Source organism: Thioalkalivibrio sp. ALJ4 (assembly GCF_000377225.1).
Lineage (GTDB): Bacteria > Pseudomonadota > Gammaproteobacteria > Ectothiorhodospirales > Ectothiorhodospiraceae > Thioalkalivibrio.
On sequence record NZ_KB897918.1, the window covers coordinates 626,346 to 647,625 of the forward strand.

A 21,280-nucleotide genomic window follows, 5' to 3' on the forward strand; every position below is an offset into this window, starting at 1 on the left:
AATAAATCTGTCCCCATTTTTCCTTCAGTTACACAAGAAGCCCGGTGGCCACCCTAGCCAACCCGAGCATTCCCAAAGTGAATGCAGCCACGGCCACAAGGCCAAGAGCCCAGATCACGATCTCCGGCCATAGAAACTGGCGAGGCGCCCCTTTCTCCGGCGCGTCCATTGCACTGCGCCAGCGCTCTCCGAAGGCGTAGTCGCGAGCGATAATGGCGATAAGGCAGAAAATCAGCAGAAGGATTGATGAGACAAGGCTCCACCAGGAACCGCGCAGCACGCACGCAAGCTCCGGTTCTAATTGAGGGGCGGCATGGTTGGTGAATATGCCTATGGAGACCGTGAGTGCGCCACCGCTCAGCAGAAACATGGCTCGCGCCAGGGAGTCAGCTCTCCGCCGAACATCCTCTTGGTGAGCATTGAATTGTTGGAGTTCATCAGACACTGGGTTCCCATCCTTGTTACGGTCTAACGGTGATCGAGGCGAAGTCTGAAAGCCGCCCGCCTTGCGCGATGTGTTAAGTGTGGTTCGTCCCGCGTACTAAGTGCCGAACCTGTATTGCCGCATTCTCTTCCATCGGAGCGATTACATGAATGAGTTCTCGTGATTCGGCAAGCTCTACCAAATGCTCTGACAGCAAGGTCTCAATTCTGCCCAAGTATTCAGGAACCTTTCTATGGAAAGACAACGAACTTTTGCCTTTTGAAAACGGATTTTGGGAATGAAGAATGGCTCCACATGTATCGTACAACCGCTCGAACTGCTTTCGCGTAAGGTACCCACTTGTCACTCTATTCCAGTCTTTCTTATTGAATCCGTCGACGGGGGCTGGATAGAACTTAGGGTTGATACTCTCAATCCTGCGCAAGATTCGATCCGCGTGCCAATCCTTCGCAATGTCACTCCTCACAGAACGGTAGGCTTCTTGATATGACACTAACGAAGAGAAAGCGATCAGTTCAAGCAATTTCCGAAGCTGAAGGGCTTCTGACTCGATCGTGGTCTGGAGATACGTGCAATGAGTCTTTCCGGACGTGAAGTCACGAAGTGTTTCGACCCGATAGCGACACTCCCACATCATCGAAGCGTATTTTCTGCGAATCCTGCTTTCCATGCTTTACCGGTCAACAGTGATTAGGTAGCGCGCACGGATACTGATTGAGCGTGCGAGCTATATATGCCGGATGATCCGACGTCACAAGACTTAAGGGGTTCAGCCGAGTCCGGTGTGTGGGTGACCATGGATTCAGCGCCGTAGAAAATAAATCTGTCCCCATTCTTCGGGGACTAGGCCCCGGCACTCTCCAGCCACTTCGATCGGCACCTCCGGGTGCCGAGTTCGCATACGGGAGGGCCAGAAAATGATGGGTGTCCTCGTGTTCCTTATAACTAGAGGTCTGGATACACTGCATAAACCTGAAGAACTCCAACCACAGCCAATACAAAAGTTAGAACAACAAGCGTCCAATTCTGGATCCGATTGTCTCTGTGACGTCTATCCTCCTCCTCATACTTTGAGACCGTCTCCATGGCTTTAGGCTGAACCTTGTATGCCGGCCCGTCCTTTTTCAAGTCACCGCTATCCGCGAGGGAATCTAGAACAAGATTGTAATGAGATCGGACCATATTCTTGGCTGGATGCCCTACCCACCGAGAAGTATATAGGTCTGTCATAAGGCTCATCGCTGAGGCCGTGTACGCCGGATCATCTATGGTTTTCTCTATTGCGTCTTTAAGAACGTCAATACGATCTTTTCTTAGAAGTTGTTTTCGGTTGAATAGAGTTTGGCGTACCCGGTCCCACAATAATGCAAGCAGCGGCACACGAGATGAGTCTCGCACAAGGAACCGCCATGGGGATCTGTAGATGAATTCCCAGAGACCGTAGAAATGCTGAATCTCCAAGGTGAACTGTGAGAGGTTTTGGTATGGAATTGATACTGGAACTTCGTATGTATCGTTGTCAGGATTGAGAGCACGAGCACGCACACCGAAACCTTCGTCCTCATCAGCCAATACCTTTAATGCTCCGTCATCCTCCTCGAGGTAGAGCACATAACCATCGACCTTTTCCCCTGCTTCTCCGCTTCTGGGGATAGGATTAGGCGTTGGCTTGTTCAATGCTCGTTGTATTGCGCGTTTTCGGATTCCCCAACCCATTACTTGCTCTCGTTATAACGCTGACCATCAGCCGCGCGAGGTACGAGCGTCGGCTGCATGGACTTGTTGGGCGACTCAGTATGGTGCATGCTGCCCGACCTCATTGGCTAACGCCTTAACCTCGCGTACGAGCCACGCAAACCGTTCCTGCTTCTTGATCCACGCACCGCACGCCGGCATGCGGTCAAAACCCGTGGCCTTCTTGGCGGCATTCTTAGACTGGGAACTGTCGTGGGCGGCGTAATTGCGCAGCGCCGAAAGCTGCTCCAGCGGCTTCTTGTACCGATCCTTCTTTACGACCGAAACAAGATAGTGATCATCCGGTACGTACTGTTTAAGTAGCTTAATGAGGCCGTCGCGCCCCTTAAAGTCGAAATATCCGCTTCCCGTAATTAAGTACTCGCACAGCTCGTCGGTCAGGTGATCCGGGAATTCGATTCCAGTAGTCTGGGAGATCGTTGTTGTGTCGTTGTTTATCGCTCCTGTCAGAGCCTCCAGTATCAGGTTTTCGAACTCGCGATATAATCTGATTATCGCGTACTCGTAGCACCAGGTTACGTGTGCGTCGCCGAGCGACTTCTCCGCTTCGCCTACATACTCAACAAGAGAATCCGCCTTCTCCTGGAAGTTTGCGGCCGACCGCTTGATGCTCTTCTTTCGTGGCATACGCCCCCCTATTCCGCCCAACAGTGATTAGATAGCGCGCACGGATATTGGTTGAACGTGCGCGCTATATATCCCGGATGATGCGGCGGCACGAATGGGCGTGTATTCAGCGGGTTACGGTGCATGGGCGACGATGGATCCTGGATATGTTGCTGCATAGACAGGTTGCGGGAGGCGGTAGGTTGGTCTGCGCGGTCTTGCGTGGCAGTTAGCCGGATTCTGGCACGGACGTTGTGGGTTTGCGAGCCGGTCGGTGGTTGGTCCGATTCGCGGCGTACGCGAGCGCCGTTCAGTCGAGAAAGGCGACAGCCTTGACGAGTGCGTGGGCGCGGGTGCCGGGCCGGATGGCGAGGCGTTCGGTGGAGAGGCGGGTGAGTTCGGCCATCAACGTCTGCCCATCGTCCTGCCGGCAGACTGCGAGTACGCGCGCGGGCCCATGGTGCCCAGGCGCCTCGTCCAGCGACTCGATGGTGACAGGGATGATATTGAGGATGGAGACGTCCTGGGGCGGGGACAGGGCGATGGAGACGTCGCGGGCGTCGATGCGCAGGCGGGCCGGGCGGCCGGCGCCGTTGGTGGAGCCGGGGGTGGACGGTACGCGGTAGCGGGCCTCGGGCGGGCCGAACGGGTGCAGGCCGTGGGCGTCGGCCGGGCCGAGCGTGCCTTGCAGGACGGAGACGGCGCCTTCGTCGCGGAACAGAGGCGAGTCGGCGCGGGCGAGGGCGTCGCGCAGGGGTTCCAGGCGTTCGAGCTGGCCGTCGTGCATGAAGGCGACGCGGGTGGCGAGGCGTTCGACCTCGTCCGGGGCGTGGGTGACGAGCAGGCTGGGGATGCCAGTCTCCTCGGACAGGCGGGCGAGGAAGGGCATGATCTCGCGTTTGGTCTGGGTGTCCAGGGCGTTCAGCGGTTCGTCGAGCAGCAGCAGGTCGGGGCTAGTGAGCAGGGCGCGGCCGAGGGCGACGCGCTGGCGCTGGCCGCCGGAGAGCTGGTCGGCGCGGCGCTCCAGCAGGTCGTCGATGCCGAGCAGGCGGGCGACCTCGTCCAGGTGCAGGCGGCGCAGGGGCTCCGGCGTGCGCTTGTAGCCGTAGAGCAGGTTGCCGCGCACGGACAGGTGCGGGAGCAGGGTGGATTCCTGGAACACGAGGCCGACGCGGCGGCGGTGCAGCGGGACGAAGGTCTTGCCGGACTGCCAGGCGCTATCGCGAAAGTGCACCTCGCCGCCGGGCGGGTGTTCCAGCCCGGCGATGATACGCAGCAGCGTGGTCTTGCCGCAGCCGGAGCGGCCGAACAGGGCGGTTACGCCCTCCAGCGGGAAGGCGGTGTCCACGTCCAGCGCGAAGCCGGGGCGTTCGAGCCGGGCCTTTATGCGCAGCGTGTCGGGCTGGGGCCGGGTCACAGGCGCACCGTGTCGAAGCGGCGGTTGATCGCGTAGACGATGAACAGCACGGCGAAGGCGAAGATCAGCAGCCCGAAGGACAGGCGGTGGGCGGAGTCGAAGTCCATCGCCTCGGCGTGGTCGTAGATCAGGATGGACAGTACCTGGGTCTCGCCGGGGATCGCGCCGCCCAGCATCAGGATCACGCCGAACTCGCCGAGGGTGTGGGCAAAGGCGAGCGTGGCGGCGACGATGAAGCCGCCGCGGGTCATCGGCAGGATCACGGTCACGAAGCGGTCGATGCGCCCGGCGCCCAGGGAGCCGGCGATCTCCACCGGGCGGCGGCCGAGGTTGGCGAAGGCCTGCTGCAGCGGCTGCACCGCGAACGGCAGGGAGTAGATCACCGAGCCGATCAGGATGCCCTGAAAGGTAAAGGCCAGGTGGTTCAGGCCCCAGCTCTCCAGCGTGCTGCCGACCGGCCCGGCCGGGCCGAGCAGCACCAGCAGGTAGAAGCCGAGCACGGTGGGCGGCAGCACCAGCGGCAGGGCGACAAGGGCCTGCACCGCGGTGCGCACGCCGGGGGAGCCGCGCCCGTTGGCCAGCCACCAGGCGATCGGCGTGGCGATCACCAGCAGGATCAGCGTGGTGTAGAGCGCGAGCTTGAGGGTGACCTCGATCGCCATCCAGTCCGTGGGGCTCAGGTCGAACATATTCGGTTACGAATCTCCAGGCATTTCGAAGCCGTAGCGCCGCATGATCTCGCGGGCGGTGTCGCGGCCCATGAACCCGGCGAAGCGGTGTGCGGTGTCCTGGTCCGCGCCGCGGCGGGTGATCACGAAGCCCTGGGTCAGGGGTTCGTGCAGCGCGTCGTCGATCAGGTAGTGCGGGTGTTCGGCGAGATCGGGGAACTCGGCGAGTGACAGCGCGATGATGCCGATGTCCGCGCCGCCGGCCTGCACCATGCGCGCGGTCTGGGCGATGTTGTCGCCGTTGACGATCTTCGGTTGTAGCTCCTCCCAGACGCCGGCGGCCTTCAGCGCCTCCTTCGCGCGCACGCCGTAGGGGGCGTGCGTGGGCGAGGCGATGGCCACGCGGCGGATGTCGTCGCGCGTCAGGTCCTCCAGCGTCAGCTCGGAGGCATCCATGCGGTTGCTCCACAGCACGATGCGGCCGATCGCATAGACGGACGGCTCGGTGACGGCGGCACCCTCCGCGTAGAGCCGCTTCGGGTAGGCGATGTCGGCGGAGAAGAAGAGGTCGTAGGGCGCGCCGTTCAGGATCTGCGTGGTCATGCGCCCGGAGGAGCCGTAGGTCACGCGCACGCGGTCGTCCGGATAGGCCTCGCGGTAGGCCTCCACGATCTCGTCCAGGGCAAAGCGCAGGTCAGAGGCAGCGGCGATGGTCAGCGGGCCGGAGGCGTGCGCCAGGCCGGGCATCAGCAGGACGAGGGTCAGGAGGAGGGCGCGCAGGTGCATGCTGTGGGGGCTTCCCGGTGGTTGGGTCCAGGTGGGTTCGGGTGGTTCCATTCGCGATTACTCGCTGCGCTCGCCCTTCGGGCCGGCCTTCGGCCGTTCAACGCAGCTTCGCTGCTTTTGTGCTTCGTCGCGGTGCTCCTCGCAGTGACGGTGAGGCTGGGGATATGCGGGTCGTTATATTTCAGTTTGCATATCGCCAGACAGAAGCCTACACCGGAACGGCCTCCGGCTGCCAACGGTTTGGCAGGTCCGGCCGCGTGTCAGGCGATATGCACGATGCCGACCACGGCGCCGGTCATCAGCGTGGCCAGCGTGCCGGCGACGATGGCGCGGATGCCCAGGCTCACGATCTCGCTGCGCCGTTCCGGCACCAGCGCGCCGAGTCCGCCGATCAGGATGCCGAGACTGCCCAGGTTGGCGAAGCCGCTGAGCGCATAGATCAGGATCAGCTCGCTGCGTGCAGACAGCGCATCGTCCCCCAGCTCCGCCATCTGCAGGAAGGCGACCATCTCGTTGAGGATGGTCTTGACCCCCAGCAGCGAGCCGGCGGTGGTGGCCTCGGCCCAGGGGATGCCCATCAGCCAGGCCAGCGGGGCGAAGGGCCAGCCCAGGATGCGCTCCAGACTCAGCGCGGCCCCGGCGACCTCGGGCAGCGCCCCCAGCATCACGTTGACCAGCGCGACCAGGGCGATCACCACGATCAGCAGCGCGATGATCTGCAGCAGCAGTTCCAGCCCGCGCAGGGTGCCGCGGGTAATCGCGTCCATGGCGCTGGTCGCGCCCTCGGTCTCGGGGAGCAGATCGCCGGCGGTGGAGGGCGCGGTCGGCGGGATCATCACGGTGGCGATCAGCAGCGCGGCCGGCAGGCTGATCAGCGAGGCGACGATCAGGTGGCCCAGCGCATCGTCCAGCACCGTGCCGATGATGGTCGAGTACAGCACCAGCATCGTGCCGGCGAGCGTCGCCATGCCCACGCTCATCAGCGCGAACAGCTCGCTGCGGTTCATCTGGCGCAGATACGGGCGGATTACCAGCGGCGATTCGACCATGGAGAGGAACACGTTCGACGCCGTGCCCACGCCCAGGGCACCGCCAATGCCGAACGCCCGCTGCAGCACCAGCGAGGCCCCGCGGATCAGCACCGGCAGCACGCGCCAGTAGAACAGCAACGCCGACAGGGCCGAGAGCACCAGCACCAGCGGCAGCGCCTGGAACGCGAGGATGAAGTTGTTGGCCGGGTCGTCGACCGCGAACGGCGGGTCGTCCCCGCCGATATAGCCGAAGACGAATGAGGTGCCGGCCTGGGTGGCATCGGTTAGCGCGATCACGACTTGGTTCAGCCACAGGAACGCATGCTGTGCGCCGGGGACGCTCAACAGCAGTAGGGCAATACCGAACTGCAGCGCCAGCCCGGCCAGCACCTCGCGCCAGGGGAAGCGTGTCTTGTGTTCGCTCAGCAGCCAGGCGATGGCCACGAATACGAGCAGTCCCAGCCCGGCTTGCAGTGCGAGCATGCGCCTTCCTTTATTCTGTGACGGCGTTCAAAAACCGCACAGGATACCGGCTTTGGCTCGGATGCCAATGGGGGCGGGCGCAGGGGCGTGCACATTGGTAGGGTAGGCCCATTACACGGCGCTCACATGGGGCACAAGGAGCAGGGGTGACGCAGTCCGGCGATTTGCAGCCAGGGATGGTGGTGCTGCACGGCAACCATCTGGAGTCGCTGCGTGCCCTGGTGGTCGATTGGATGCAGCGTGCGCCGCTCGGCCCGCTGGAGAACGAGACCCTGCTGGTGCAGAGCAACGGCATGGCGCAGTGGCTGCGCTACGCCCTGGCCGCGCACCCGGATGCCGACCCGCCCGGCTGTGGCATCGCCGCCGCGCTGGACATGCAGTTGCCGTCGCGCTTTGTCTGGTCGGCCTACCGCGCGGTGCTCGGGCTCGAGGCCGTGCCGCTGGAATCCCCGTATGCCAAGCGCCCGCTGATCTGGCGTCTGATGCGTCTGCTGCCGGAGTGTCTGACGCGCCCCGAGTTCGCCCCGCTGGCGCGCTTTCTCGCCGATGACGACCCGCGCGATGGCGGCGATCTGCGCAAGCGCCACCAGCTCGCCGAGCGCCTGGCCGACCTGTTCGACCAGTACCAGGTCTACCGCGCCGACTGGCTGACCTCCTGGGCCGCCGGGCGCGACGTCCTGCGCGATGCGCGTGGCCGCGAGACCCCGCTTTCGGAGGACGACCGCTGGCAGGCCGCGCTGTGGCGCCTGCTGCGCGAGGACATCGGCGAGGGCGCGGCCGACACCAGCCGCGCCACGGTCCACGCCCGCTACCGCGAGGCGGTGCAGGGCCTGAGCGAGCGCCCACAGGGCTTGCCGCGGCGGCTGATCGTGTTCGGCATCTCCTCGATGCCCGGGCAGATCCTGGAGGCCCTGGAGGGGCTGGCCGGCGTGTGCCAGATCCTCGTCTGCGTGCACAACCCCTGCGAGCACTACTGGGCCGACATCGTCGCCGACAAGGACCTGCTGCGCGCGACGCGCCAGCGTCAGGCACGCAAGGCCGGCATGCCCAGCGTGCTGGACGACGCCGAGCTGCACCAGCACGCGCACCCGCTGCTGGCCGCCTGGGGCAAGCAGGGCCGCGACTACATCGGCCTGCTGGACGAACACGACGACCCCACTGCCTACGACGCCGTGCTGCAGACGCTCGCCTGGAAGCGGGTCGACTACTTCGAGCCGCACGGCGGCGAATGCCTGCTGCACCAGTTGCAGGAGGATATCCGCGAACTGCGCCCGCTGGGCGAGACCCGCGAGGCCTGGCCGGCGGTGGCGGCGGACGACGACTCCATCCAGTTCCATGTCGCCCATGGCCCGCTGCGCGAGGTGGAGATCCTGCACGACCGCCTGCTCGCGCACTTCGACGCCGACCCGGGCCTGCGCCCGCGCGACGTGATCGTGATGGTGCCGGACATCGACGCCTACGCCCCGCATATCGAGGCCGTGTTCGGCCAGCTCCCGCCGGACGACCCGCGCTACATCCCCTACACCCTGTCCGACCAGGGGCCGCGCGGGCGCGACCCGGTGCTGATCGCGCTGGAGCGCTTGCTGTCGCTGCCGGAGAGCCGGATGGGCGTGGCCGAGGTGCTGGACCTGCTGGATGTGCCCGCGCTGCGCCGGCGATTCGGGATCGCGGAAGAGGACCTGACCACGCTGCACCGCTGGGCCGAGGGCTCGGGCGTGCGCTGGGGCCTGGATGCCGAGCAGCGCGCGGGCCTCGGCCTGCCGGAGGGGCTGGAGCAGAACACCTGGCGCTTCGGCCTGCGGCGGATGCTGCTGGGCTATGCGTCCGGGGGCGCCGGGGCCTGGCAGGGGCTGGAGCCGTTCGACGAGATCGGCGGGCTGGATGCCGTGCTGCTGGGCCCGATGGATGACCTGATCACCGCGCTGGCGGAGGCCTGGGGCTGGCTGCGCCACGCCCATACCCCCGGCGAATGGAACACCCGGCTGCGCGAGCTGCTGGATACCTTCTTCGCTGGCGAGACCGATGCCGAGCTGTTCACGCTGGGGCGCCTGCGCGAGGCGCTGGACCAGTGGCAGGCCGACTGCGCAGAGGCGGAACTGGACGACCCGCTGCCGCTGGGTGTTGTGCGCGAGCAGTGGCTGGCCAGCCAGGAGGACAGCGGGCTGGGGCAGCGCTTCCTGGCCGGTTCGGTCAACTTCGGCACGCTGATGCCGATGCGCGCGATCCCGTTTCGCATCGTCTGCCTGCTGGGTATGAACGACGGCGACTATCCGCGCAGCCCGACGCCGGTGGACTTCGACCTGATGCGCCGCGACTACCGCCCCGGCGACCGCTCGCGCCGCGAGGACGACCGCTACCTGTTCCTCGAGGCATTGCTGTCCGCGCGGCGGCAGCTGCATGTCAGCTGGGTCGGCCACAGCGCGCGCGACAACGAGTCGCAGCCGCCATCGGTGCTGGTCGCGCAGCTGCGCGATCACCTGGCCGCCGGCTGGCGGCTCCAGGGCGCGGGGGAGGCCGATGAGCCGACCAAGGACGACTCGCTGCTGGACCACCTGACCACCGTGCACACCCTGCAGCCGTTCTCGCCGGCCAACTTCCCGCCCGACCCGGCGCATGCCCGGCACTACACCTACGCGCGTGAGTGGGAGGCGGTCCACCACGCCGACGAGACCCCGGCGCCGGACGCGCTCGAACTGCCGCCGCCGGACGAAGCCGACGATGAACGCGTGCTGGGCCCGGATACGCTGATGCGCTTCCTGCGCGATCCGGCGGAGGCGTTCTTCCGCCACCGGCTGGGCGTGGTGTTCGATCGCGAGGAGGCCCCGAGCGAGGACCTGGAGCCCTTCACCCTGGCCGGGCTGGAACAGTGGCAGGTGCGCGAGGCCCTGGTCGCGGCCGCGCTGGACCATGGCGAGGACCCCGAGACCTGGGGCCCGGTGCTGGAGGCCGAGGCCGCGCGGCTGCAGCGCGCCGGTGCGCTGCCGCTCGGCGCGGCTGGCGAGCTGGAACGCGAGGCGATGATCGCCGAGGCCGCACGTCTGCTGGAGCGCATCGGCCTGCGTCTGGCCGTCTGGCCGGAACGGCTGCCGCCATCGCCCGCCGTGCGTCTGGGGCAGGGTGGCTGGATGCTGGAGGGTGCCGCCCCGCCCCTGCGCGGCGGGGCCGGGCAGGCCGTGCTGCTGGACTACACCGTGAGCCGGCTGAAACAGAAAAAGGACTGGCGCGTGGACAAGGTGGCCAAGCCCTGGCTCGAACACCTGCTGGCGAACCAGGGCACGGGCGCAGGCGGCCGGGTTGCCACCGAGGTGATCGGGCTGGATACCGGGATGCGCCTGCCGGGCGTGGGGCCGGAGCAGGCCCGCGAGCACCTCGGGGCCCTGGTCGAGGGCTGGGTGGCCGGGCTGGAACGCCCGCTGCCGGTGGCCTGCGCCACTGCCTTCGCCTGGCTGCAGGCCGAGGCGAAGGACGACCCCGACCCACTGGCGCGGGCGCGCAAGGTGCTGGTCGGGGACGACTTCAGCCCCGGTGAATGGGCGCGCAGCCCGGCCCTGGCGCGTGCCTGGCCGGACCCGGAGGTGCTGCTGCAGGATCCGGCGTTCGGGCACTGGCGCGACCGGCTGTACCGGCCGCTGTTCGACGCGCTGGCCGCCGGGGAGGAGATGGAATGAGTGCAGGTGCGCAGCCGCTGGAGCTGATGGAACTGCCGTTGCACGGCAGCCGGCTGATCGAGGCCAGTGCCGGCACCGGCAAGACCTACACCATCGCCGCGCTGTATCTGCGGCTGGTGCTGGGCCACGGCGAGCTGCCGGAGGGTACCTGCGAGCTGACCCCGCCGCAGATCCTGGTGATGACCTTTACCGAGGCGGCCACCCGCGAGCTGCGCGAGCGCATCCGCGCGGTGCTGGCGCGCGGGGCGCGCATCCTGCGCGGCGAGCCGGCCCCGGCCCACGAGGCGTTGTGGCCGGCGCTGCTGGACGCCTACCCGGAGCCGGCCGCACGCGCCGGGGCCGCGCGGCGGCTGGAGCTGGCCGCCGAGTGGATGGACGAGGCGGCGGTCTCGACCATCCACTCGTGGTGCTATCGCATGCTGCGCGAGCATGCGTTCGACAGCGGCAGCCTGTTCAACCAGCGCCTGGAGGCGGACCAGAGCGAGCTGCAGGCCGAGGCGGCACGCGACTACTGGCGCCGCTTTGTCTACCCGCAGCCGGCGGATCACCTGAAGCTGCTGCGCCAGGCCTTTGGCGAAGGACCCGACGAACTGCAGGCCCGGGTGCGGCCGCTTCTCGGCCATCTGACAGACACGGCGGGGCTGGAGCCCTACCGCACGCCGGACGGGCTGTATGCGGAGCTGGCCACGCGCCTCGCACGCCTGGCCGAGCTGAAGGCCGTCTGGCGCGAGGATGCCGCCGAGGTGGAGCGACAGTTCCGCGAGTTGCTGGCGAACGTGCTGCTCGGCACGAAGTACCAGAAGCCGGACGAGTTGATCGAAGTGATGCGCGCCTGGGCCGAGGACCCGGCCGCACTGCTGCCGGACAAGGTCGGCACGACGCCTGTGCTGGAGCGCATGTGCGCGGCGGGGATGGCCGAGCGGCTGAAGAAGGGCAAGTCCCTGCCGGACGACCTGCACCCGGCGTTTACCGCGCTCAATGCGGCCGCCGAGGTCTGCGCGGACGACAGCGAACGCCTGCTGCAGGCGGCGGCGGTGGAGATCGATCTCCAGTTCCGCCAGGCCCAGCGCGTGCGGGTGCAGATGGGGTTCAACGACCTGCTGCTGCGCCTGCGCGATGCCCTGGAGGGTCCCGGCGGCGAGGCGCTGGCCGAGACCCTGCGGCGCCAGTTCCCGGTCGCCCTGGTGGACGAATTCCAGGACACCGACCCGGTGCAGTACCGCATCCTCGAACGCGTCTACCGCATCGAGGACAACCCGTCCGAGCAGGGCCTGCTGCTGATCGGCGATCCGAAGCAGGCGATCTACGGCTTTCGTGGAGCGGACATCCACAGCTACCTGAAGGCGCGTCGCGCGACCGCCGGGCGTCACTACACGCTGCCGCGCAACTTCCGCTCGACCGCGCGCCTGGTCGGCGCGGTGAACCGCCTGTTTGCCCATGCCGACGGCTGGTCGGAGGGGGCGTTCCTGTTTGGCCAGGGCGATGACGGCGAGCTGCCGTTCCACGCGGTGGATGCCCAGGATCGCGGCGAGCGCCTGGAACAGGACGGCGCCGAGGTGACGGCGCTGACCCTGTGGTGCATGGACCCGGGCACACCGGTCGGCACCGGTGTCTATCGCGAACAGATGGCCACGGCCGCGGCCGAGCAGATGGTGCGCCTGCTCAATGGCGGGGCGGACGGGACCTGCGGCTTTCGCGATTCAGACGCGCTGCGGCCGGTGCGTCCGCGGGATATCGCCGTGCTGGTGCGCAGCAAGGTGGAGGCCCGCATCATGCAGGAGGCGCTGCGCGCGCGGGGGGTGCGCAGCGTGTACCTGTCCGAGGGCGAATCGGTGTTCGTGACCCCGGAGGCGGGCGACCTGCTGCGCTGGCTGCGGGCCTGTGCCGAGCCGACCAGCGAGCGCCTGCTGCGCGCGGCGCTGGCGACCCCGACACTGGGGCAGTCGCTGGCCGACTTGCACCGGCTGACCACCGACGAACTGCGCTGGGAGCACCGGGTCGAGCAGTTCCGCGAGTATCGCCGCCTGTGGCAGACGCGCGGTGTGCTGCCGATGCTGCGCCGCCTGCTGCACGACTTCGACGTGCCGCGCCGGCTGCTGGCCAGTGCCGATGGCGAGCGCGCGCTGACCAACCTGCTGCACCTGAGCGAACTCCTGCAGCGCGCGGCCGCGGAGCTGGATGGCGAGCAGGCCCTGATTCGGCACCTGGTGGAGCACCGCGAGGGCGAGCGCGCGACCGCGGAGGAGCAGGTGCTGCGCCTGGAGAGTGACGAGGACCTGGTCAAGGTGGTCACGCTGCACAAGTCCAAGGGGCTGGAGTACCCGCTGGTGTTCCTGCCGTTTGTCTGCGCGTTTCGCGCGGTCGACCCGAAGAAGGATGTGCCGCGTATCGATCGCCCGCCGGGCGGCAGGCCGCGCTGGATCTTTCGTATGGATACACGTGCCCAGGAGCGCGCCGATCGCGAGCGCCTGGCCGAGGACCTGCGCCTGCTGTATGTGGGCATGACCCGTGCGCGCCACGCCTGCTGGATGGGGCTGGTGCCGATCGTGTCGGGGCGAAGCAAGGAGAACGAGCTGCACCGCAGTGCGGTCGGCTATCTGCTGAATGGCCCGGAACCGATGCCGAACGGCGAGTTGGAGGACCGGCTGCAGGCGGCCCGAGGCGACGAGGCGGCGATTGCGATCGAACCCCTGCCCGAGATCACGGGCGCGGGCGTGCGGCTGGCACAGCAGATGGCAGCCCCCGGGCGCGCCCGTACCCCGACCCGCCCGGTACGCGAGCCCTGGTGGGTGGCGAGCTACAGCGCGATTGCGCACCCGGACGAGGCGGATGCGCCGGCGCCGCTGGTCGCCGACCCGGTGGCCCCGGATTCCGCGCTGGAGGACATGCTGCGCGAGAGCGCGGCCGACCCCGGGACTGGGCATGACCCGTTGCCCGAGGTACCGGTGGCCGGAGGTCTGCACGACTTCCCGCGCGGGCCGGCGCCGGGGACCTTCCTGCACGGCCTGCTGGAGTGGGCGGCCGAGCAGGGCTGGTCGGCCGTGGTCGCCGATCGCGCCCGGCTGGACGACGAGGTGCAAAAGCGCTGCGAACAACGCGACTGGGGCGACTGGGCCCCCGTCGTGCAGGACTGGATGCGCCGGCTGATCACGGCCGAGTACGCGCTGGCCTCCGGTGGCGCGTTCCGCCTGGATGGGCTGGGCGTGTATCAGCCGGAGCTCGAGTTCCTGTTCGAGACGCGCTGGCTGCAGAGCCGGCGGCTGGATGCCGCCGTGCGCGAGCAGTTGCTGCCCGGACAGCCCCGGCCGCCGGCGGGCGACCGGCTGTTGAACGGGATGCTCAAGGGCTTTGTCGATCTTATCTTCGAGCACGAGGGCCGCTATTACGTCGCCGACTACAAGTCCAACTGGCTGGGGCCCGGCCCCGAGGCCTATGTGCCCGAGCGCCTACGCGACGCGGTGCTGGAACACCGCTACGACCTGCAGCTGGTGATCTACACGCTGGCCCTGCATCGCCAGTTGCAGGCGCGGATGCCGGGATACGACTACGACCGCCACATGGGGGGCGGTGTGTACCTGTTCCTGCGCGGGATCGATGCGCCGGGGCGCGGCGTGTTCCACGACTGCCCGCCACGGGCGCTGATCGAACAACTGGACGACTGGTTCGCCGAGGGGCCGGACCGGCCGCAGGAGGCGCGGGCATGACGGCCGAGCGTGCATTGCAGGACACCGGGGCGCTGCTGGATCTGCTCGGGGAGTGGGAGCATGCCGGCTGGGTGCGCGGCGTCGACCGCGTGCTGGTGCGTTTTCTGCGCGAACAGGTGCCCGCCGCACCGCCACTGACACTGCTGCTGGCGGCGCTGACCAGCCACCAGGCCGGGCGCGGGCATGTCTGTCTGGACCTCGACGGCCTGCTGGAGGCCCCGGACCGGATGCTGTCGTTGCCGCCGGAGGGCGCGGAGCGGGGACTGCCGCGGCCCTCGGATGTCCTGCGCGGCCTGGACCGTGCGGCACTCGACACCGCGCTGGAAGGCCATCGAATCTGCGGCGTCGACGCGGACGCGGGGACCCCCCTCGTGCGGGCACAGGACCGGCTGTACCTGCGCCGCTACCGCGAGGCCGAACGCCGGATCGGGGAGGCGGTGGCCGGACGCCTGCGCGAGCAGCCCGCCTGGCGCGACGGGCTGGATACGGATGCGCTGCGCACCTGGCTCGATCGGCTGTTCGGTCCGGCCGAGGAGGGCGACGGCGAACCGGACTGGCAGCGTCTGGCCTGCGTACTGGCGGCCGGGTCCGCGTTCAGCGTGATCACCGGCGGGCCGGGTACCGGCAAGACCTACACGGTGTTGCAACTGCTCGCGCTGTTGCAGGGCCTGCAGGGGGAGGGCGAGCCGCTGCGCATCCGCCTGGCGGCGCCGACCGGCAAGGCCGCCGCGCGGCTGAATGCCTCGGTCGCGGGGGCGGTGGATGCGCTGGGGCTGGAACGCTTCCCCGGTGGCGAGCGCCTGCGCGCCGCGATCCCGCGCGAGGTAGTCACGCTCCACCGCCTGCTGGGCGCGCGACCCGATACCCGGCGCTTCCGCCACGATGCGCGCAATCCGCTGCCGGTGGATGTGCTGGTGGTGGACGAGGCCTCGATGGTGGATCTGGAGCTGATGGCCAGCCTGATGGCCGCGGTGCCGGCGCATGCGCGGCTGGTCCTGCTGGGGGATCGCGACCAGCTCGCCTCGGTAGAGGCCGGGGCGGTGCTGGGCGAGCTGTGCGCGCGGGCGGACGGCGGGCATTACACACCGCAGACGGCGGCCTGGCTGCGCGAGGTAGCCGGGCTGGCGCTGCCGGCCGGCTACGTGGACGAGGACGGGCGGGCACTGGACCAGCACGTGGCGATGCTGCGCCGCAGCCGGCGATTCGGCGCGGACAGCGGGATCGGTCGTCTGGCCGCGGCGGTGAACGACGGCACGGCCGAGGTGGCGGGCCACCCGGGCGAGGATGTACACGCGGCGGTGCTGCAGGGCCCGGACGATCCAGCCCTGCTGCGGCGCGCGCTGGACGGGGCCGGGCATGCCGAGGCGGCACCGTTCGGGGTCGTCCGCTATCTGGAGCATTTGACGGCCGGACGCCCGGCATCCCGCGATGCGCGCGGCACGTGGGAGGAATGGGCGCGCGGCACGCTGCGCGAGCACGGGCGCTTCCAGTTGCTGTGCGCTGTGCGCGAGGGGCCCTGGGGTGTGGACCGGATGAACCGCCGAGTCGCCGGGGCGCTGGCGGCCCGTGGTGTATTGCAGGCGGAGGGTGCCTGGTACGAGGGGCGCCCGGTGATCGTCACGCGCAACGACTACGCGCTGGGGCTGATCAACGGCGATATCGGCGTGACCCTGCGCGTGCCCGCCTGGCTGGCCCGGGGTGATGCCGAACCGGGCGCGGACGATGCGGCGGAATCGGCCCTGCGGGTGGCCTTCGTCGCGGCGGACGGGCATGTGCGCTGGATGATTCCGCAGCGCCTGGAGTCCGTGGAGACGGCGTTCGCGCTGACGGTGCACAAGTCCCAGGGCTCGGAGTTCGAGCATGTGGCCTTCCTGCTGCCCCCGCCGGAGAGCCCGCTGCTGACGCGCGAGCTGGCCTACACCGCGATCACGCGCGCGAGCGGCTGGCTGAGCCTGTTCGAGCCACAGGCGGGGGGGCTGCAGCAGGCGAGCCGGCAACCGACCCGGCGCAGTGGCGGCTTGCTGACCTGGCTGTAGCGGCCCTTTCTGGAGTGGGTGCGCAATAACAAGGGTTGTTTACGTGCGACATCGGGGCACGCTACCGTGGTTCCAAGCACCGTCATGGCGCCGTTTCGGCCGGGTAACGATCGTATGCCGGCCCATATTTTCGACGACTGCGACTTTTTGGCGTGACGGAAATCACAGTTTTGCGCCCCTGACGGGGGTGGACTCCGGGCGCGCCCGGATCAGCGGGAGAAGCATTCATGCACCACCTGCGACTGGCCGCCCCCCTTTCGGCCCTGAGCATTCCTCTACTGGCCCTTTTGCTGGCCCTTGTCCTGCCCGGTTGCGCGGCGGAATCCGACGACGAAGACGATGCTGAACCCGAGGCGGTCGAGGTGCCGGTACGGGAGATGGAGAGCGAACTGGTCTCGATCTCCCGAACCTATACGGCGCGCACCCGCAGCCCGCGCGAGGTGGAGGTGCGCGCGCGGGTCGCGGGCGTGCTGGAGAGCCGGCGCTACGAAGAGGGCGAGATGGTGGAGCGCGGTACCGAGCTGTTCCGCATCGACCCCTCGCCCTATGCCGTCCAGGTGCGCAGCGCGCAGGCCAGCCTTGAACGCGCCGAGGCCGAGAAGCGCCAGGCCGAGCGCGAGTGGGAGCGCGTGCTGGACCTGTACGAGGACAACGCTGCCAGTGGCCGCGAGCGCGATGAGGCCCGCTCGCAACTGGAGCTGGGTGACGCCGCGGTCGCGGAGGCCGAGGCGGCGCTGGCGGAGGCCCAGCTGGATCTGGACTACACCTCCGTGACGGCGCCGCTGGAAGGGGTTGCGGGGCTGGAGGAGCGCCCGGAAGGCAGCCTGTTGCAGGCGGGTGACCTGCTGACCACCGTGACTCAACTCGACCCCATCCGTACCGACTTCGCGATCCCCGAGGGCCATCTGACGGCCTATGGGCCGCAGATCCGTTCCGGCGTTGGCCTGACCGTAGTGCTGACCCTGCCGGATGGCTCGTTGTACCCGCATCAGGGGCAGATCGACGTGACCGAGGCCGCGGTGGACGAGGCCACGGGCATGGTCGAGGTACGCGCGCTGTTCCCCAACCGGGAGGTCCAGTTGCTGCCGGGGCAGTTCGTGCGCGTGACCCTGAGCGGGCTGATGGCGGGGCATGGCATGCGCGTGCCGCATGCCGCGGTCATCGAGGGCTCTGACGGGGCCGCGGTGTATGTCGTCGACGCCGATGACATCCCGCATGTGCGGCCGATCCAGATTGGCATGGACCTCGACGAGGACTTTCTGGTCACCGCCGGGCTGAGCGATGGTGACCGGATTGTGGTCCGGGGCGTTGAGGGCGTCGAGGAGGGCGAACGGATCGATCCCCGGGACGCCCCGCGCGAGACGGAAGAACCCGTGTCGCCGGGCGTGCTGCCGGAGGTGGCGCCGGATCTGCTGGACGAGGTGATGGATCCGGAGACCGAGACCGATGCGGTCGAGGACATCCTGGATGGGCTGGGCAATGGCGCCGAGCCGGGTCTGGATGATTCTGACGCCGACGAGGCGTCCGACTAATGCTGCGCTTCTTCATCGGCCGGCCGGTACTGGCCTCGGTCATCTCGATCCTGTTCGTGCTGGCCGGGCTGTCTTCGGCCCTGCTGCTGCCGGTGGATCAGTATCCGGACATCCTGCCGCCGAAGGTGATCGTGACCGCCAGTTATCCGGGCGCGAGCGCCGAGGCGGTGGCGGAGACGGTGGCCGCCCCGATCGAGGCGACGGTCGATGGCGTGGACAACATGGCGTACATGCGCTCGAAGTCCACCGATGATGGCGACATGGAGCTGATCGTCACCTTCGAGGTGGGGACCGACCCTGATATCGCCGCGATCAACGTCAGTAACGAAGTCGAGGGCGCGATGGGGCGCCTGCCGGAGACGGTGACCGGCGCCGGGATCGCGGTGGAGAAACGTGCCCCCTCGATGCTGCAGATGATCACGTTCACCTCGTCGGACGGCAGCCTCGACAACCGCTTTATCAGTGACTACGTCTGGCGCAATGTCTATGCCGAGCTGCGGCGCGCGCCGGGGGTTGGCGACCAGACCTTCTTTGGCGCGCAGATCTATTCGATGCGGATCTGGCTGCAGCCGGACCAGATGGCGGAGTACGACCTGACCGCCAGTGACATCCGTTCCGCGATCCAGGAGCAGAACGAGCAGTACGCGGCCGGCCAGTTCGGGGCCGAGCCGATGGACAACGCGATCGACTTTACCTACGCGGTGACGACCCCCGAACGGTTCTCCGAGGAGGAGGAGTTCGAGCAGGTGATCCTGCGCAGCGCACCGGACGGCTCCGCGTTGCGGCTAGGGGATGTGGCGCGCGTGGAGCTGGGTGCGCACTTCTACAACTTCGAGGCCAAGCACAACGGCCAGTCCACGGTGCCGGTGGGGATCTACCTGGAGCCCGGGGCCAACGCGCTGGAGACGGCGCGTGGGGTGCGCGAGATCCTGGAGGAGCTGGAGCCGCGTTTCCCGGATTCGCTGGAGTACTCGATCCCGTTCGATACCACGATATTCATCGATCAGTCGGTGCAGCGCGTACTGCTGACCCTGGTGCAGGCGCTGATCCTGGTGGTCGCGGTGGTGTATCTGTTCCTGCAGACGTTCCGGGCCACGGCCGTGCCGATCATCGCGGTGCCGGTGTCGCTGATCGGTACGCTGGCTGGAATGTACGTGCTCGGCTTCTCCGCGAACATGCTCACGCTGTTCGGGCTGGTGCTGGCGATCGGGATCGTGGTGGATAACGCGATCATTGTGCTCGAGAACACCGAGCGGCTGATGCGCGAGCAGGGGATGAAGGCGGTCGATGCGGCCTATCAGACCGTGGACGAGGTGGCCACGCCGATTATCGCGATGACGCTGGTCACCATCGCGGTGTTCGTGCCGGTGGCCTTTATCGGCGGCTTCAGCGGGCAGATGTATCAGCAGTTCGCGATCACCATCGCCGTGTCGGTGGGGATCTCGGGGATCGTCGCGCTGACCTTGAGCCCGGCGATGTGCGCGCGGCTGTTGTCCGACAAGCCACGCCGCCCGGCCTTTCCGTTTCGCTGGTTCAACAGCGCGTTCGACCGCTTTACCGCCGCCTACATGGTGGGGGTGCGCTTCCTGCTGCGGCGCAATTTCGTCGGCATGGGCCTGTTCGCGCTGCTGCTGGTGGCGATCGTGGTGCTGTTCCGGATCGTGCCGGGCGGGCTGGTGCCGCAGGAGGACCAGGGCTATGTGTTCGCGGCCGCCGAACTGCCCGCTGCGGCCTCGCTGCAGCGTACCCGTGACGTGATGGATCGCCTGGGCGAGGAGGCGCTGGAGTACGACGACACCGCGGATGTCGTGGCCTTCTCCGGGATGGACCTGCTGTCGGACGGCATGAAGACCTATGCCGGTGCGGCCTATGTGACGCTTAATGACTGGTCCGAGCGTCGCGGCGACGATCAGAGCAGCGACGCGGTGATCGACCGTCTGGTCGCCGATGGCGAGCGCCAGCCGGAGGCGACGATCCGCGCGTTCAATCCGCCGCCGATTTCCGGGATCTCCACTACCGGCGGATTCGAGGCCTACCTGCAAAGCCGGGTCGGGGATGACTCGGAGACCATGCGCGCGCGGGCCGAAGAGATCATTGAGGCGGCCGCGGAGCGCCCGGAGCTGGCGGATGTGCGTACCTCGCTTAATGTCGAGGTGCCGCGCTACGACGCCGATGTGGATCGCGAACGCGCCTTTGCCGCCGGGGTGCCGCTCGCGGACGTGTTCGATGCGATGCAGAGCACCTTTGGTGCGGTCTACATCAACGACTTCTCGCTGTTCGGCCGGGTGATGCAGGTGCAGATGCAGGCCGAGGCCGATTATCGCCGCAGCCCGGATGACCTGGACCGCATCTTTGTGCGCTCGGATGCCGGCGACCTGGTGCCGCTGTCCAGCCTGGTGTCGGTCGAGCGGGTACAGGGGCCGGACGAGGTGGAGCGCTTCAACGTGTTCCCGGCCGCGCGGATCATGGGCGATCCGGGACCCGGCTACAGCTCGGGCGATGCGATACAGGCGCTGGAGGAGGTGGTCGACGAGACCCTGTCGGACGACTACCTGCTGAGCTGGACTGGCGCGGAATATCTGGAGCAGCAGGCGGCCGGGACCTCGGTGCTGGCCTTCGTGCTGGGCGTGGTCTTCGTGGTGTTGATCCTTGCCGCACAGTACGAGCGGTGGAGCCTGCCGCTGGCGGTCTTGATGGCCGTGCCCTTTGCGGTCTTCGGGGCCCTGGTGGCGATCTGGCTGACCGGGCAGGAGAACGGGATCTACTTCCAGATCGGCCTGCTGGTGCTGATCTCGCTGGCGGCGAAGAACGCGATCCTGATCGTTGAATTCGCGCAGATCAAACGCAACGAGGGGCTGAGCCTGTTCGATGCCTCGGTGGAGGCGGCCCGGCTGCGTTTCCGGCCGATCATGATGACGGCGATGTCGTTCATCCTTGGCGCGGTGCCGCTGGCGCTGGCCTCCGGGGCGGGGGCGAACAGCCAGCACGCGATCGGTATCGGCATCATCGGCGGCATGCTGAGCGCGACCTTCCTCGCGCTGCTGTTCGTACCCCTGTTCTATTTCGTCATTTCCAGTGGCCTGGAGCGCCTGCACAAGCGCCCGCGCGACACGGACGACTCGAAGGAGGCCGGAACGCATGCGTAGGAC

Annotated in this window: 12 protein-coding genes; 5 read left to right on the forward strand and 7 right to left on the reverse strand. The window is 67.6% G+C overall.

Going from position 1 to position 21,280, the window contains the following annotated elements; translation table 11 throughout:
- Positions 1–28: 28 nt before the first annotated feature.
- The 7 genes from C936_RS0109135 to C936_RS0109160 form a co-directional block, all read right to left on the reverse strand.
- Entirely contained in the window at positions 29–445 is a 417-nt protein-coding gene (locus C936_RS0109135) for a hypothetical protein (RefSeq protein ID WP_018862962.1), read from the reverse strand.
- Positions 446–1,390: 945 nt separating this feature from the next.
- Positions 1,391–2,161, reverse strand: a complete 771-nt coding sequence (locus C936_RS14925) for a hypothetical protein (RefSeq protein ID WP_155988210.1) — start codon at positions 2,159–2,161, stop codon at positions 1,391–1,393.
- Positions 2,162–2,236: 75 nt separating this feature from the next.
- Entirely contained in the window at positions 2,237–2,827 is a 591-nt protein-coding gene (locus C936_RS0109140) for a hypothetical protein (protein ID WP_018648960.1), read from the reverse strand.
- 289 nt (positions 2,828–3,116) lie between these two features.
- A complete protein-coding gene (gene modC, locus C936_RS0109145) occupies positions 3,117–4,223 on the reverse strand; it encodes a molybdenum ABC transporter ATP-binding protein (RefSeq protein WP_018648959.1) in 1,107 nt (368 codons plus the stop codon).
- The gene (gene modB, locus C936_RS0109150; protein ID WP_018174002.1) at positions 4,220–4,912 is read right to left on the reverse strand and encodes a molybdate ABC transporter permease subunit; all 693 of its coding nucleotides are present in this window, start codon (positions 4,910–4,912) and stop codon (positions 4,220–4,222) included. The genes modC and modB overlap by 4 nt, the downstream gene beginning before the upstream one ends.
- Positions 4,913–4,918: 6 nt before the next feature.
- Positions 4,919–5,677: a molybdate ABC transporter substrate-binding protein gene (gene modA, locus C936_RS0109155; RefSeq protein WP_018174003.1), complete on the reverse strand. Its 759-nt coding sequence runs from the start codon at positions 5,675–5,677 to the stop codon at positions 4,919–4,921.
- A gap of 260 nt (positions 5,678–5,937) precedes the next feature.
- Complete coding sequence (locus C936_RS0109160) at positions 5,938–7,191, reverse strand: NupC/NupG family nucleoside CNT transporter (protein WP_018648958.1); 1,254 nt, start codon at positions 7,189–7,191, stop codon at positions 5,938–5,940.
- A 176-nt stretch (positions 7,192–7,367) separates the two neighbouring features.
- Between C936_RS0109160 and recC the strand changes: the two genes are divergently transcribed.
- The 5 genes from recC to C936_RS0109185 all read left to right on the forward strand — a co-directional run bounded on the left by recC (position 7,368) and on the right by C936_RS0109185 (position 21,277).
- Entirely contained in the window at positions 7,368–10,859 is a 3,492-nt protein-coding gene (gene recC, locus C936_RS0109165; protein ID WP_081616880.1) for an exodeoxyribonuclease V subunit gamma, read from the forward strand.
- On the forward strand, positions 10,856–14,563 hold the full coding sequence (gene recB, locus C936_RS0109170) for an exodeoxyribonuclease V subunit beta (RefSeq protein ID WP_018174006.1): 3,708 nt from the start codon (positions 10,856–10,858) through the stop codon (positions 14,561–14,563). The genes recC and recB overlap by 4 nt, the downstream gene beginning before the upstream one ends.
- Positions 14,560–16,599, forward strand: a complete 2,040-nt coding sequence (gene recD, locus C936_RS0109175; RefSeq protein ID WP_018862892.1) for an exodeoxyribonuclease V subunit alpha — start codon at positions 14,560–14,562, stop codon at positions 16,597–16,599. The genes recB and recD overlap by 4 nt, the downstream gene beginning before the upstream one ends.
- Positions 16,600–16,826: 227 nt before the next feature.
- A complete protein-coding gene (locus C936_RS0109180; protein ID WP_018648957.1) occupies positions 16,827–18,131 on the forward strand; it encodes an efflux RND transporter periplasmic adaptor subunit in 1,305 nt (434 codons plus the stop codon).
- The gene (locus C936_RS0109185; protein ID WP_018648956.1) at positions 18,131–21,277 is read left to right on the forward strand and encodes an efflux RND transporter permease subunit; all 3,147 of its coding nucleotides are present in this window, start codon (positions 18,131–18,133) and stop codon (positions 21,275–21,277) included. The genes C936_RS0109180 and C936_RS0109185 overlap by 1 nt, the downstream gene beginning before the upstream one ends.
- Positions 21,278–21,280: the final 3 nt, after the last annotated feature.

Bases quoted from the DNA above. Each gene is read 5' to 3' on its own strand.
- C936_RS14925 (WP_155988210.1), bottom strand. From the start codon at position 2,161: ATGGGTTGGGGAATCCGAAAACGCGCAATACAACGAGCATTGAACAAG.
- C936_RS0109140 (WP_018648960.1), bottom strand. From the start codon at position 2,827: ATGCCACGAAAGAAGAGCATCAAGCGGTCGGCCGCAAACTTCCAGGAG.
- modB (WP_018174002.1), bottom strand. From the start codon at position 4,912: ATGTTCGACCTGAGCCCCACGGACTGGATGGCGATCGAGGTCACCCTC.
- modA (WP_018174003.1), bottom strand. From the start codon at position 5,677: ATGCACCTGCGCGCCCTCCTCCTGACCCTCGTCCTGCTGATGCCCGGC.
- C936_RS0109160 (WP_018648958.1), bottom strand. From the start codon at position 7,191: ATGCTCGCACTGCAAGCCGGGCTGGGACTGCTCGTATTCGTGGCCATC.
- recC (WP_081616880.1), top strand. From the start codon at position 7,368: ATGGTGGTGCTGCACGGCAACCATCTGGAGTCGCTGCGTGCCCTGGTG.
- recB (WP_018174006.1), top strand. From the start codon at position 10,856: ATGAGTGCAGGTGCGCAGCCGCTGGAGCTGATGGAACTGCCGTTGCAC.
- recD (WP_018862892.1), top strand. From the start codon at position 14,560: ATGACGGCCGAGCGTGCATTGCAGGACACCGGGGCGCTGCTGGATCTG.
- C936_RS0109180 (WP_018648957.1), top strand. From the start codon at position 16,827: ATGCACCACCTGCGACTGGCCGCCCCCCTTTCGGCCCTGAGCATTCCT.
- C936_RS0109185 (WP_018648956.1), top strand. From the start codon at position 18,131: ATGCTGCGCTTCTTCATCGGCCGGCCGGTACTGGCCTCGGTCATCTCG.